This is a genomic window from Thermomicrobium sp. 4228-Ro (assembly GCF_026241205.1).
In the GTDB taxonomy this organism is placed as follows: Bacteria; Chloroflexota; Chloroflexia; order Thermomicrobiales; family Thermomicrobiaceae; genus Thermomicrobium.
On the sequence record NZ_JAPFQM010000001.1, the window covers coordinates 1,926,077 to 1,939,686 of the forward strand.

Here is a 13,610-nt window from a genome sequence, read left to right on the forward strand (position 1 = left end):
GCGGTCACCGGTTCGGGTAGCAGCTCAGGAAGGATCTTCAGTCGCGTCGTTCCCGTCCGGCTCGCACCGTCCCGGACTCGCTGAGGGCGGCTCGCGACCTACTCGCTTCCGTCGTCGCTGTTGCCATCATCGCTTTGTCGCCGATACAAAAACGTACCATTCAATCCAGGTCGCTGCAAACCGGCCGATCGAGGAAGGTAGGGTTGCCCGAGCTGCGAGGGGTACGATCCTGTTGCGTTGACCGCGTCCGAGCAGTTGAGTAGTGTTCGAGTGCTATCTGTCGAGGAGGTCGGTACGGGTGGAGCAGGCAAGTCGTTCGCCAGTGGGAACATGGGCGGCGCTGATCGGGGTGACTGCCATCATGGCGACCGCTGCCGGGGGACGCTTCCTGGTCGGACTGGTCTTCCCGGACATTCAGCATGACCTTCGCCTCAGTCATGCCGAGCTCGGTTCGGTCGTCTCGCTCAGCGTGCTCATCGTCGGCTTCGCGCAACCGATCATCGGGTGGCTGGTCGACACGCTTTCAGCGCGCATCGTTGCCGCCGCCGGACTGATCTGTCTGGGGGTGGGGTTGTTTCTCGGCAGTCGGGCTTCCTCGCTGCTCGTGCTCATCCTTGGACTCGGCCTCCTGACCGGTATCGGCCTGGCGAGTCTTTCGCCGACACTGCTGACGCCGGTGGTGGCAGCCTGGTTCGAGCGGAGTCGAACCACGGCGCTCTCGCTGGCAGCCACAGCCAATCCCGCTGGCCAGGCGCTGGTGGTACCGCTGCTGGCAACACTCGTCGCGGCACTCGGCTGGCGAGACGCCTTCGCGACGCTCGGCGGAGCGCTCGTCTTGCTCGCGCCAGCTGCTTTCCTGCTCCTGCGGAGTCGAGCCAGCGCGCGTCGTTCAGCGAGCGAGACGAGCGGCTGTACCATACGCGAAGCGCTGCGGTCGCGAGCGTGGTGGCAGCTGGGTTTCGGTTTCTTCGTCTGCGGCTTCACCATGGGATGGGTCATGACATACTTCGTCGATTACGCGACACGCCTCGGGGCGAGCCACACGGTGGCGGCGACCGGGCTCTCGCTGACAGGGTGGGCCAGCATCGCTGGCGCATTCGCGACCGGCTGGTGGCTCGACCGTAGCGGGAACAGTCTGCCGCTGTCGACAGTGTACGCGCTCCGCGGCCTGGGCTTCCTCGGGTTACTCCTTTTCGGAGCGCATCCGGTCGGACTCCTTGCTGCAGCACTGGTGATCGGCTTTTCGTGGAGCGCGACCACACCGCTTACCTCGTCGCTCTGCGCGACACTGTACGGACGACGTCGTCTCGGGACCATTTTCGGGATCATTTTCGCGATCATGCCGATCGGGACCGCCGCTGGATCGGCCCTGGGTGGTGCCCTCTTCGATTGGACGGGCAGTTACGCGTGGTCGCTTGCCCTGTCTGCGTTTGCTGGACTCGCCGCAGCAGCCGTAGTCTTCCCGGTGCGCGTGGCACCGCGTCCGTGCGCGGTCGGGGAGATACCGGGCGGGCCAGGGTATTCTCCAGCTCGGTGAAGCCATGAAACTGGCAAGCTATCCTTCGACCCAAGTAGCGGGAAACCGAACTGCCGGAGGCGCTGTCCGATTCTGGGAAATCGACGCACTGCGTGGGGTCGCTTTCTTACTCATGGTCGTCTACCATGCAGCGTTCGACCTGGCTGCCTTCGGGGGCTGGCCCATCGCGGTCACGGTGGGTGGCTGGCGACTGTTCGCCGACTTCATCGCCAGCCTCTTTCTTTTCGTGAGCGGTGTCTCGCTGGTGCTCGCGCACGATCGGCTGGGGCGTGACCGGGAACGCTATCGTCGCCACCTCCTCCGCCGCTTCTCCCGTCTGGCTGGTGCGGCCTTGTTGGTGACGATCGTGACATGGTTTCTCAGTCCGGCCGATGTCGTACTCTTCGGTATCTTGCATCTCATTCTGGTTTCGAATCTTCTGAGTCTGGCATTGCTCCGTTTGCGTGAATGGAACGTCCTGGTAGCCGGAGGAGCATTGCTCCTGGGTTCTTGGTTCGCGTCCTTGCCGGGTAATAGGTGGCTCTTCTGGCTCGGTCTTGTGCCGGAAGGGTACCGTTCGTTCGATTTCCGGCCGCTGTTCCCCTGGATGGCGGTCGTCTTACTGGGAGTCGCCCTGGCGTCGTGGTTCTACGCTGGCGGCGTGCGACGGTGGCCGTTCCCGGAAGCACCGACGCTACCCGGTAGTCGCGTCCTGATCTGGCTGGGGCGGCACAGCTTGCTGCTCTACCTGGTGCACCAGCCGATCCTGATCGCATGCTTGACCGCCATCGGTGCGATCGATTTCCGACGGCTCATTGGCTGAGGCGTCGCTCGTCGCGCCGAGCGCGGTGAAGAGCGGAGCCAGATGCCGCCCGAGGCGGGCCAGCACTGCAGCCTCGTCCGACGTGAAGGGGCGCGGTTCCGTGCGCGAAATGACGAGTGCCCCGATCGCTCGCTCGCCGTCGAGGAGGGGAGCCGCGAGCACCGCGTACAGGGGACGTCGTTCCCAGGCCACGATCGTGCCGGGTGGGGATTCCAGTAGGGTCACTGCCTGCGATGTCTTCGACTCGATGGCTTGCCACGCAATTCCTTGACCGCGCGGCAGGCGCACCGATTTCGCCAGGTCACGATCATGACGTGTGTAGGCGATGCGCAGTGTGTCACCGGAGGCATCGAGGAGCAAGACGACGATATTGTCGTTCGAGATCGTGCCGGAGACTGCGACGTCGATCACTTCGGGGAGCGTCTCCAGATCGACGACCGACGAAAGCTTTCGACCGACCTCGTGGACTGCGTGGAGGGTCAGCGGCGCTCGAGGGGACAGTGACCGCTGCACCAGAAGGACAGGGAGGCTATCAGGGTTCTGCAACGCCTTCAGGAAGGCGTCGACCACCGCTGGGTGGAATTGCGTTTCCCGGCAGCGCTTGATTTCTTCGATGGCCTCGCCTAGCTTCAGTGCAGGCCGGTACGGCCGATCGGAGATCATGGTGTCGAATGCATCGGCCAAACCGATGATTGCCGCTCCCAGTGGAATGTCCTCGCCGGCGAGCCCTCGGGGGTATCCCTTTCCGTCCCACCGTTCGTGATGGGCCCGAACGAGCGGGACGATATGCTCGAGCTGCGGGTGACCAGCAAGGATTTCGGCGCCCACATCCGGGTGAGACCGAACAAGTGACCATTCGGCGGGCGAAAGTTGATCCGCTTTGCGCAGGATCGCGTCGGGAATCGCGAGTTTCCCGACATCGTGGAGAAGCGCAGCGAGCTCGATGCGCTCGATTTCGTCGCGAGGAAGCTGCAGCTGCTCGGCGATGATCCGTGCGATCTGGGCGACGCGACGCGAGTGTTCGTGGGTAGCGGGATCCTTGGCGTCGACCGCAGCAGCGAGTGCTTCGACCGAGGCACGGTACAATGCCCGTTCACGCTCGTGCGCTTGCACGATTTCCATCGCCAGAGCGGCACTGGTCGTCAAACCGGCGAGCCGGCGCTTGTCGCTCCCGGTGAAAGCATCCGTACCGTCTCGGCCGAGCATCAGAAAGAGCCTCGGGCCCTGCCGCGTCGGGATCGGAGCGAGCAGGAGCGTCGTCGCCTGCCCAGCGGTGACGTGTCGGATGGCATATCCCAAGCGAGAGACTTGGGCGCCGGTGACGGTCGCCACCTTCTCGTCTTTTTCCGCCATCGCCTGCAGGACGTTCTCGTACGGGATCGTCCAGCCTGCTGGGAGCGAGCGGAACCGGGCTGTCGCAGCGATGGGGCGAAGTCGGCATCGCTGCTCCTCGACACGGAAGATGGCGGCGAAGTCGTACGGGACGACCGAGGCGATCTCGTCCAAGAGCGTTTTCGCCAGCGTCTCGTCGTCCGAAGACGTGGCGAGGCGGAGCGTGAGGCGCACCTCGAACTCGCGTTCGAGGCTGATAGCCCAGCGATCGAGCGCCTCGGAGAGACGAGTCTGGATCTGTCGGAGCGTGCTGACCTGGGCAGGCTGTTGCAGCCAGTATGGCTGCGGAGCGGTGAAGAGCAGGAAGCCGGATGGCAGACCGCCAGGTGTGAGTGGCAGGAACACGATCGTCCCAGCGGTTTCAAGAAGCCTGGCGAAGGTGGCGCGATAGGGCGCGGGTACGAGATCGGCAGTCTGAAAGAAGAGTGGATGCACTGGAGAGCGATTGGCAAGCCAGCGGAAGAAGGACGGGTCAGCCAGGAGCGCCAGGCCGTCCGTGATGCGGTGACCATCGCGATTCGTCGCGAGAATCGTCCGCTCCCAGTCGAGCGGCCAGGCAATGACGAGGCCGACATCGCCGCCGCTCCAGGCGGCGAGTCGATCGACCACAGGTTGCGCGAATGTAGAGGGATGACTCTCTCGCAAGAGGAGCGAACTCAGTTCAGCAAGAAGAGTTTGGCACTGCGCTTGTTCACGAAGCGCTTGGCGTTGCCGAACGACGACCAGTGCGGTCGAGAGTTCTTGAGCGACCAGCCCGGTCAGTTCGCGATCGGCGTCGGAGAATGGGTCGACCGAAGCCCGACCGAAACCGAGTACCCCGATGACCTGGTCGTCCAGCCGGATGGGGTGGAGCACAACCGAGCGAAGCGGGAATCGTCGCTCGGGACGGTGATACGTACGGGGATCCTCCCAGGTATCTTCGACTGCGAGCATGCGTCCGGTACGATAGACGCAGCCTGCCAGACTCCGGTCGATGGGGATGCGGTGACCGATTTCCGCTTCTGGGTACGTACCGGAACCCCAAACCACGCGGAGCATTGACGGTTGCTCTGCGTCCAGCTCGAGGTAGATCATGGCATCGTAGCGGATACGGGTACGGAGAACACGCTCGACCTCGTTGAGAAGCTCCGTACTCGTTTCCGCTTTGACGACATGTTGGGCGACCGACAGGAGCGCGCGGAGCTGGGCGATCGTGCGCTCCAGCTGAGCATGCGCCACGAGGCGAAGCGCAGACGCCGCGATTTGCCGCAACAGGATCGGCAGGATGGGCAGTTCACGGTCACAATGCTCTGTACTCGTACCGGCGTACCACGCCAAGAGCCAAACCTGGGGTGACTGATCAGTGATGACCGGTAGGACGAGCACCTCGCTGACATCCGAGGGAAGCTGTTCGATCCACGCCCCAAGCGAGTCTCGTGCTCGGTCGCGCCGCAGCGTGACCGGATTCCGCTCACTGAGGATCTGATGCCGCCAGTGGGTCATGGTGGAGCGAAGCGAACTGCACAGCGAAGGGGGTACGTCTTCCGTGCAAAAGATGCGTGTCTCCGTATCCCAGCGGAAAACAAGCACGATCGAGGCAGGGGCGAGGAACTGCTGCACGGCTCGCAAAACAGTCTCTGCGAAGCGTCCGAGACTATGGGTACGATCGAGCACATGCTCGATAGCGAGTAGACGTTCCAGGGCTGCCCGGAGCGAGGCTTCTCGCTCAGTCAAGCGACTGACCGCAGCGACGACTGCCGCGAGCTGACACCACCGTTCGACTTCGCGAATCTCGCGGCGTAAGAACGGTTTCGGCATCCGATGGCGCCAGAAGTAGGCGACGCCGACAGGCTCTCCAGCGAAGCGCAAGGGGACGGCGAGACCGACGAGCTGTCCCCGTTCGGCCAGCCTGCGAAGCGCAGGGTTGACCGGCGGGAAGCGCTGCCAGTCGCTGGGCCGAAACAGGTGCAGTGGGCGCGGGTGCTCGCGGAGCCAACGCTCGACCGGAACCTGACTGGGTGGCACTGCGGCAACGGCGACCGGCGGGAGCGATTCGGCCGGCTGCTCTCCCTCAATCGTGCCGCAGACGATGCGCTCGAACCGTTCGTCGAACACGAAGAATCCGCCGAGATCAGCGTGAATGAGCGGAAGGAGGACACGGAGAACCGCACGGAGGTGTGTTTCTGTACGATAAATGTCTATGGATCCGCTCATCGAGTCATGGCTCCGTTGCGGTACGGTAAGATGCCCCAGATCAGTGTAACCCGCTGTCGGTGTCGGAGTCGGCGAGGTTAGCCCCGCAAGAGAGGGCCGAAAAGTTCCAAAGATGCACGATACTCGAATTGTGTCCAGTCACGATCGGAGGGTGCAGCGATGCGTGAGAGACTGCACAGCATCGTGATGAGGATCGAGCAGGCGATCGCGCATGGTGAGGTCGATGGGGCAGGGCTCATGGTTGTCTCGCAGGGGCAGCTCCTTCTGGAGTGGTACGGGGGACGAGCAGCCTCGAATCTGGAGGCGGAGCCAGACGTGCTCTGGCCGCTCGCCTCGATCACCAAGGTGTACACGGCGACGACGATCATGGCGCTCGTGGAACGAGGCTTCTTGACGCTGAACTTGCCCGTCGCGTCGGTCGTCGAGGAGTTCGATGACGAGGAGCGACGGCCGATTACGATCCGGCACCTCCTCACGCATACGGCGGGGGTTCCGTACGAAGCACCCGATATCGAGGCCTTGCTCCGTCAACGCCTCCCGCTCGACGAGCTGCTCGAGGCAGGGTTAAGCCAGCCGTTGGATTTCGTACCGGGAATGCGCATCGGCTACAGCGATCTCGGTTACGGGCTGCTCGCAGTCGTCGCCGAGCGTGTTACGGGTCGAGCGTTTCCCGAGCTGGTACGCGCGTTCGTCCTCGAGCCGGCTGGGTTGACCGATACCTGGTTTCCCTTGCCGGATTCGGAATCGGTCACAAGCCGCCTCGCTCATGTCGTTGGGGGGCTCGGTGCTGGGGAGCCTTGGGCGATGTACGGAGCGACGTACGGGCTCCGGCTCGGGCATCCAGCATGGGGAGTCGTCGCCACGTTGCGCGACCTCGTACGCTTCTTCACGCATTTCACACCACATACTGCAGGGAAGCTGCTGTCCGGTGCGTCGATCGCTGCCATGACGCGACGCCAGACGCCGGAATCCTTCGGCTTGCCGGGATGGGGCTATGGTTTCGAGATCGGTGGCGGGTACTTCGGTGAGGCCGATCTCCTTTCCCCACACTGCTTTGGGCACACTGGTGCGACAGGCTGTACCGTCTGGTACGACAGCGCGTACGACCTCTTGGTGGCGTTCGTCTCGAACCGGCACATGAACACCGGACGGCAGGAGTTCGTGCGTCGCATCGCTGCAGTGGTGAATGGCGTGGTGGCATCAGTGACGTGATGAGGAGCGCGTGCTATACTAGAGCCGCCGTGGCGGCGATTGCCGACGCGGGCTTTTTTGTGTGAAATGACGAGAGAGCAGTGCGTGAGGAGCTGAGCAGTGCCGAAGCGAACGTATCAGCCCAAGCGGCTTCGACGGAAGCGTGTTCACGGATTTCTCGCCCGGATGAGCACGCGTGGGGGTCGCGCGGTCTTGAAGCGCCGGCGACTCAAGGGACGGTGGAAGCTGACGGTTTCGGACGAGAAGAAGGTGACACCGAATAAGCGCTAGGGTGTGCGGTGATTGCGCGGCGGCTGCGGCTCCGCCGCTCCCGCGATTTCGAGCGCGTCCGACGGCGCGGCCGAACCGTGGCGGATCGGCTCTTGGTGTTGAGTGTCGCGCCGAACGGGCTCGAGCACAATCGCTACGGGTTCGCTGTCGGCAAGCGGGTGGGGAAGGCAGTCCGGCGCAACAAGGTCAAGCGCTGGCTGCGCGAGGCCGTACGGCGTTTCCATCCGGAGCTCGAACAAGGGTACGATATCGTTTTCGTCGCACGGGGTGCGCTGGCTGAGCCCTCGGTGACGTATCATGAAGTCGCAGCGCAGGTCGAGTCGCTCCTTCGACGGGTCGGCTTGTGGCGAGCGACGGAAGAGCGATCGGCCGGGGCGGGAGAGCAGAGCGAATGACCAAGGTAGCGCTTCTCCTCATCCGGTTCTACCAGCGCTTCATCTCGCCGGGATTGCCGGCAGCCTGCCGCTTCTATCCGACGTGTTCGGAGTACGGCTATGAAGCGATTGCCCGGTACGGTATCATCAAGGGCGGCGTGCTGACGCTGCGACGTGTGCTCCGGTGTCATCCATTCCATCCCGGTGGGTACGATCCAGTCCCCTGATGACTGCGACTACCGGGTGACGATCCAGCAATCGGAGGGATACCGTTGATCATTTGGGATCAGTTCGTTTACGCGATCGAGTGGGGCCTGGCGCGAACCGCCGAAGTCACCGGGAGCGCTGGGATCGCGATCATCCTCTTCACGATCCTCATCAAGACGTTGCTCCTGCCACTGACCATCAAATCGGTTCGCTCCACCAGGGCGATGCAAGAACTCCAGCCGAAGATTCGCGAGTTGCAGAAGAAATACGGACAAGACCGCCAGCGGCTCTCGGCGGAGATGATGAAGCTGTACCAGGAGCATGGGATCAACCCGATGTCGGGCTGCTTGCCGATGCTCCTGCAGATTCCGATTTTCTTCGGGTTGTACTTCGCGATTCGCAATCTCTCGATGAGTCAGGTCGGGGCTTGGGCACACGGTTTCCTCTGGGTGCCTGATCTTTCGAAGCCCGATCCGTTGCACATCTTGCCGATCCTGGCCGGGCTGTTCCAGTTCATCCAGACCCGGATGACCCGACCAGCGGGCATGCGCCGTTTCGACGATCCGCAGCAGCAGATGATGTACTCAATGATGCTCTTCATGCCCGCGATGGTCGTGCTGTTCGGTTGGAATTTCGCCGCTGGCCCGGTGCTGTACTGGGTCGTGTCTGCATTGTACAGCGTGGTGCAGCAGTGGCTGATCACTGGTTGGGGTGCGATGCGCGACTGGCTCCCCTTCTTGCCCGAGTTGCCCGAGCACCGGCGGCTGGGCTACGTCGACCCGAAGAAGCGGGCCGAGCAACGGCGTGGCGGTGGTCTCTTCGGCCGGCTCCTCCAGCAAGTGCAAGTCCAGCAGAGCCAACCGACGGCGGTGTCCTCGGCCTCGGTAGACGGTGATGTACGGCAACGGCCAGCGCCTGTCGAGCAGGCAGCCGAGAAGCAACCGCCACTCGACCCGGCAACAGTCGTGCCGCGCCGGTCACGGCCGCGTGGCAACAAGCGCAGTCACTGAGCCGAGCTCGGGTCGCGCAGCGTGCCCCGCTAGTCCGAAGCTGAGGGGACAGGGGCGCGGTCATGGTTCAGAATCAGCGAAAAGCGGTCGAGATTCAAGCACGGTCGGTGGACGAGGCGATCAGGCTCGCGCTCGAGCAGTTAGGATTACCACGCGAGCGGGTGCACGTCGAGGTGCTGGTGGACAACGTCCCGTACGGTGGCGAGGCATTGGTGCGGGTGACGCCCATCGGTAGCGGAGAGGGAGCGCGCGGAACGGTTCGGCGCCCGGATACGCAGACGGAAGCGATCGTCAAGCAGGTCGTGCGCGATTTGTTGCATGCGATGGGGTTTTCCTGCACCGTGCTCGCTGTGGACAATCCGTCGATCATCGAGCTCGGTCCGGAGGATCCGCCGACGGTCTTCATCGATATTCACGGACCCCATGCCGGGATGTTGATCGGTCGACGTGGCGAGCATCTCGCTCAGCTGCAGTATCTCATCAACGTGCTGGTCAATCGTCGACTGCCATCCTGGACGCGCGTGATCATCGATGTCGAGGGGTATCGAAGCCGCCGCGAGGAAGCACTGATCGCGCTCGCGCAGCGTGTGGCGCGGCAGGTGGCGCGAACCAAGCAACCGGTGACGCTCGAACCGATGCCGGCGAACGAGCGTCGCGTCATCCATGTTGCCTTGCGTGACAACCCGGATGTCGAGACGCGGAGCAGTGGCGAGGGCGAGCAGCGCCGGGTGACGGTGTACCCGCGTCAGGCATAACCGTGGTCTCCGCGTTTCGGAAAGGATCGTTTACGTGGGTCCGCCGCGCGCCCCACAGTACGTCGCGATCGGCCACGTCACGATCGATTTGGATCCGACCACCGGCACACCCCGGCTCGGAGGTACGGCACTCTACGCTGCGTTGGCAGCCGCGCGGTTCGGCTTGGACGCTGCCATCTTGACACGGGGGAACTTCGAAGCCTACGGTTCCTCTCTCTTGGAAGACCTGGCGCGATTTTCACGCGAGGTCGCGGTGATCGTGCAGGACAGCGCTGTACCGACGGTCTTCACGAACCGGACCGTCGCGGGCCGGCGTGAGCAGACGATTCACTCCTGGGCTGGTCCGATCGATCTGAGTGGCTTGCCACCGACCTGGCGGTCAGCGCCGGTGATTCACTTCGCACCCGTCGCACAGGAGGTCGATCCGCGCCAGGCCAGCCGCGTGAGTCCAGAATTCCTCGGGACGACGCCGCAGGGATGGATGCGCCAGTGGCCGCGGCAGGGTGGCCGTGTCCGTCTGATTCCACTGCGCTTGCCGCTCGAGTTCGTGGCCAGGGTGGACGGATTCGTGCTGAGTACGATCGAGCACACCCTGGCACGCGATGAGATCGAGGCGATCGCCCAGCGTGGTCTGGTGGCGATCACGCGTGGGCCCGAGGGTGCCACGGTGATCGATCGTGGGCGCTCCTACGATGTCCCAGCGTATCCTGTACCGGTACGCGACGATACCGGAGCCGGTGATGTCTTCGCTGCCGTCCTGTTCGCCTTGCGGGCACGGCGGGAACCGACGCTGTGGGCCGCGAAGATGGCCGCTGCAGCTGCTGCCCTGAAGGTGCAGGGAGTGGGGCCCGACGCCGTCCCGACGCGCGCGGCGGTTGAAGCCTTTCTCGCGCAACGTGGTGAACAGCGTCGGTGACCGGACGGTGTTCAGGTTGCCTGGCTGATCGGCGCGACAGTCGCACGCGCGAGGTGCACGAGTTCCTCTGGAGCGATTTCCAGCATGCTCTGCTCGTCTCCTCCTCCCCCGAAGACGACTGCTTCCTCGAGCACCGCTGGGTCGACGTACACCGGTAAAGCGGTGCGATGGCCGACGGGCGGGGTCGCACCAGCTGGGTAACCGGTTATGGCCTCCACCTCCGTTGCTGGGGCGAGTTTCAGGGAGGAGACTCCGCTCGCCTGAGCGAGCCGCTGCACGTCGACGCGCTGGTCACCCCGGACGACCGCGAGAACCGTGACAGCGTCGTCGCTGCGAAAGACGAGCGATTTCACGATCGAGCGTGGCGCGACCCCGAGCGCACGGGCTGCCTCGTCCACCGTACGCGTCGGCTGGCCGAGTCGTCGCACACGTGCTCGCGCACCGTGCTGCGTGACGAAGGCTTCGAGATCATTCGGTCCCAAGCGTGACACTGCGGCCATCCCGGTCGAATGGTCACTCGACCTTCACGATGCGCGCCGTGATCTGCCCGTTTGGAGTCTGGATGAGTACCGTGTCGCCGGCGCGGTGCCCGAGCAGTGCTTTGCCGACCGGTGATTCGTTGGAAATCCGTCCGGCCGATGGCTTCGCCTCGATGGCGCCGACGATCGCGTACGTCTCTGTCTCCCCATCGATCTCGATGGTCACCGTCGAACCGACGCGCACGACCGAACGATCACCATCCGTCGGCTCTTCGATGAGTTCGACGCGCTTGAGGAGTTCCTCGATCTCGCGGATGCGTCCCTCGATGAACGCTTGATCGTGCTTGGCTGCGTCGTATGCGGCGTTCTCACGGATATCGCCATGCTCGCGCGCTTCCTGGATGATGCGTGCGATCTCCGGTCGGCGGTGCTTCACCAGATACTCGTATTCCTGGCGGAGTGCCTCCAAACCTTCTCGCGTGATCGGAATACGTTCCCGCGTCATCCCCGTTCGACCTCCTGCACGGTATGGTGTCGACGTCTCACGCTTCACCCGTGTGCGTTCCTCCCGGGCGCGAACGGTAATGATAGCGTGATGCGGCGAAACCGCCAAAGTGTGCGACGACACGGAGTGGCGAGGTGAGGGCAACCTGGCGCTCAGACTGGACAGGGATCCTGTACGTCAGGAACAATCGGGAGAGCTGTCGAACACAAGGGGGCAGTGCCATGCAAGTCGAAACGTGGAACGCGGCCGAACTGGTGCGGAAGGATGTCCGGCACCATCTGCATCCCCTGAGCAATCTCCATCAGCTTCGCCAGCAGGGGCCGCTGGTGCTGGTGCGCGGTGAAGGAGTTTGGGTGTGGGATGCCGATGGTCACCGGTATCTCGATGGTTTCGCTGGCCTCTGGAACGTGAACATCGGGCATGGGCGTACGGAGTTGGCGGAGGCAGCGCGTGCGCAGATGGAGCGTATTGCCTTTGCGCCGACCTTCTTCGGTCTCGTGAGCCCACCGACGATCGAACTCGCCGCGCGACTGGCTGAACTCTTTCCGGATCCGCTCAACGTCTTCCAGTTCACCTCCGGCGGGGCGGAATCGAACGAAACCGCGATCAAGATCGCTCGCTACTACTGGTGGCTCAAGGGGCAGCCTGACCGCGTGAAGATTCTCTCGCGACGGATGGCATACCACGGTATCGCGATGGGCGCGCTGTCGGCAACGGGTGTCCCTGCCTACTGGGAGGGATTCGGCCCTCGCCCACCGGGTTTCATCCACCTGACCGCACCGTACAAGTATCGATTCGGTGAGGGACTGTCAGCCGACGAGTTCGTTTCTCGACTCGTGCAAGAACTCGAGGAGACGATCCAACGGGAAGGGCCGGAAACGATCGCTGCCTTTATCGGGGAACCGGTGCAGGGTGCCGGCGGTGTCGTGGTACCTCCGGACGGCTACTGGCCTGCAGTGGCAGCTGTGCTGCGGCGGTACGGCATTCTGCTGATTCTGGACGAAGTGATCACCGGATTCGGTCGGACTGGCACGCTCTTCGGTATGCAGCAGTACGGTATCGTGCCCGATATCGTGAGCTTCGCGAAGGGGATCACTTCCGGGTATGTACCGCTCGGTGGCGTCGGAGTGAGCGACGAGATCGCTGACACGCTGGCCAGCGCGGATCGAGTCTTCATGCACGGGTTTACGTACTCCGGTCACCCGGTCGCGTGTGCTGTCGCGTTGCGAAATTTGGATATTCTCCTCGCCGAGCGCTTGTGGGAAAATGCAGCTCGAGCAGGCTCGTACCTCCTGAACGAGTTGCGCCGTCTCGAGGATCGGCCGTATGTCGGTGAGGTACGAGGCAAGGGGCTCATGTTGCTGATCGAGGTGGTACGAGACAAAGCGACGAAAGAAAAATTCCCGCCCGAGTTCAAGCTGGGGCCAAAGCTGGAGGCGGCGACCCGGCGGCGTGGCCTCATCGTCCGCTGCACGCCGGACGGCATCGTCATGGCGCCGCCGTTGACGATTACTCGCGAAGAGTGTGACGTCCTCATCGAAGCAGTTGCTGGAGCGCTGTCCGACGTCCTCGACCAAGAGTACGCCTAGGTCACCGGGTCCGTTCGGACGGCTCGCGCGAGTGCTCGCCGGCGGAGCGCGTGGTTCCGCTCCGCCGCGCGCGTATCGTGCGCTTGACCAGGGGGTCGGAACGGCCTGTGGGAGAGGTTCTGAGGGCTGCTCCGTCCAGCGCCGACCTGTCCTGGTCGGTCGGTACCACTGATCTCAGCTATGGAGTCAGGCCGGGCTCGTAGCTTGCCATCAGGTCAGTCTGGTATCGGACTGGGTTGCCGTACGGGTCGAAGCGTTGTATACTGTTCGTTCGCGCGTGCCGTTCAGGAAGGTTCCCAGCACGAATCGAGGCGAGCTTAATCCGGCGGCGGTGGCGTGAGACCGCTGGGAACGTAGCGCTCGTCGGCT

General features: G+C 63.6%; 12 protein-coding genes and 1 pseudogene. 10 read left to right on the forward strand and 3 right to left on the reverse strand.

Translation table 11 applies throughout. The features are described 5' to 3' along the window. Positions 1-298: 298 nt before the first annotated feature. Both OO015_RS09020 and OO015_RS09025 read left to right on the forward strand, forming a co-directional pair. Positions 299-1,537: an MFS transporter gene (locus tag OO015_RS09020; RefSeq protein WP_265940902.1), complete on the forward strand. Its 1,239-nt coding sequence runs from the start codon at positions 299-301 to the stop codon at positions 1,535-1,537. A 4-nt stretch (positions 1,538-1,541) separates the two neighbouring features. Continuing rightward, the gene (locus tag OO015_RS09025; protein ID WP_265940903.1) at positions 1,542-2,339 is read left to right on the forward strand and encodes a heparan-alpha-glucosaminide N-acetyltransferase; all 798 of its coding nucleotides are present in this window, start codon (positions 1,542-1,544) and stop codon (positions 2,337-2,339) included. Between the two features lie 48 nt (positions 2,340-2,387). Here the strand turns inward: OO015_RS09025 and OO015_RS09030 are convergent. Next, positions 2,388-5,924: pseudogene (locus OO015_RS09030) on the reverse strand (HD domain-containing phosphohydrolase); the annotation flags it as partial. Between the two features lie 159 nt (positions 5,925-6,083). On the opposite strand from OO015_RS09030, the gene OO015_RS09035 reads away from it, so the two are divergent. The 7 genes from OO015_RS09035 to OO015_RS09065 all read left to right on the forward strand — a co-directional run bounded on the left by OO015_RS09035 (position 6,084) and on the right by OO015_RS09065 (position 10,668). Then, positions 6,084-7,136 (forward strand): serine hydrolase domain-containing protein, encoded by a 1,053-nt coding sequence (locus OO015_RS09035; protein WP_265940904.1) that lies wholly within the window; start codon positions 6,084-6,086, stop codon positions 7,134-7,136. A gap of 99 nt (positions 7,137-7,235) precedes the next feature. After that, positions 7,236-7,406 carry a 50S ribosomal protein L34 gene (gene rpmH, locus OO015_RS09040; RefSeq protein ID WP_265940905.1) on the forward strand — a complete coding sequence of 57 codons (171 nt, stop codon included), beginning with the start codon at positions 7,236-7,238 and terminating at the stop codon, positions 7,404-7,406. Positions 7,407-7,414: 8 nt separating this feature from the next. Continuing rightward, complete coding sequence (rnpA, locus tag OO015_RS09045; protein ID WP_265940906.1) at positions 7,415-7,801, forward strand: ribonuclease P protein component; 387 nt, start codon at positions 7,415-7,417, stop codon at positions 7,799-7,801. Continuing rightward, entirely contained in the window at positions 7,798-8,007 is a 210-nt protein-coding gene (gene yidD / locus OO015_RS09050; RefSeq protein ID WP_265940907.1) for a membrane protein insertion efficiency factor YidD, read from the forward strand. Before rnpA ends, yidD begins: the two co-directional genes overlap by 4 nt. Positions 8,008-8,052: 45 nt before the next feature. After that, positions 8,053-8,997 carry a YidC/Oxa1 family membrane protein insertase gene (locus OO015_RS09055; RefSeq protein ID WP_265940908.1) on the forward strand — a complete coding sequence of 315 codons (945 nt, stop codon included), beginning with the start codon at positions 8,053-8,055 and terminating at the stop codon, positions 8,995-8,997. 62 nt (positions 8,998-9,059) lie between these two features. After that, positions 9,060-9,752 carry an RNA-binding cell elongation regulator Jag/EloR gene (gene jag, locus OO015_RS09060; protein ID WP_265940909.1) on the forward strand — a complete coding sequence of 231 codons (693 nt, stop codon included), beginning with the start codon at positions 9,060-9,062 and terminating at the stop codon, positions 9,750-9,752. A 34-nt stretch (positions 9,753-9,786) separates the two neighbouring features. Further along, positions 9,787-10,668, forward strand: a complete 882-nt coding sequence (locus tag OO015_RS09065) for a PfkB family carbohydrate kinase (protein ID WP_265940910.1) — start codon at positions 9,787-9,789, stop codon at positions 10,666-10,668. Positions 10,669-10,679: 11 nt separating this feature from the next. Here OO015_RS09065 and OO015_RS09070 read toward each other — a convergent pair whose 3' ends face one another. Together OO015_RS09070 and greA are read right to left on the reverse strand one after the other, a co-directional pair. Beyond that, positions 10,680-11,159 (reverse strand): aminoacyl-tRNA deacylase, encoded by a 480-nt coding sequence (locus tag OO015_RS09070; protein ID WP_265940911.1) that lies wholly within the window; start codon positions 11,157-11,159, stop codon positions 10,680-10,682. Positions 11,160-11,181: 22 nt separating this feature from the next. Next, complete coding sequence (gene greA, locus OO015_RS09075; RefSeq protein WP_265940912.1) at positions 11,182-11,652, reverse strand: transcription elongation factor GreA; 471 nt, start codon at positions 11,650-11,652, stop codon at positions 11,182-11,184. Between the two features lie 221 nt (positions 11,653-11,873). Here greA and OO015_RS09080 point away from each other — a divergent pair, with 221 nt between their 5' ends. Next, positions 11,874-13,241: an aspartate aminotransferase family protein gene (locus OO015_RS09080; protein WP_265940913.1), complete on the forward strand. Its 1,368-nt coding sequence runs from the start codon at positions 11,874-11,876 to the stop codon at positions 13,239-13,241. Positions 13,242-13,610 lie beyond the last annotated feature (369 nt).

Excerpts from the sequence above, each read along its gene's own strand:
- OO015_RS09025 (WP_265940903.1), top strand. The coding sequence starts at position 1,542 with ATGAAACTGGCAAGCTATCCTTCGACCCAAGTAGCGGGAAACCGAACT.
- OO015_RS09035 (WP_265940904.1), top strand. The coding sequence starts at position 6,084 with ATGCGTGAGAGACTGCACAGCATCGTGATGAGGATCGAGCAGGCGATC.
- yidD (WP_265940907.1), top strand. The coding sequence starts at position 7,798 with ATGACCAAGGTAGCGCTTCTCCTCATCCGGTTCTACCAGCGCTTCATC.
- jag (WP_265940909.1), top strand. The coding sequence starts at position 9,060 with ATGGTTCAGAATCAGCGAAAAGCGGTCGAGATTCAAGCACGGTCGGTG.
- greA (WP_265940912.1), bottom strand. The coding sequence starts at position 11,652 with ATGACGCGGGAACGTATTCCGATCACGCGAGAAGGTTTGGAGGCACTC.
- OO015_RS09080 (WP_265940913.1), top strand. The coding sequence starts at position 11,874 with ATGCAAGTCGAAACGTGGAACGCGGCCGAACTGGTGCGGAAGGATGTC.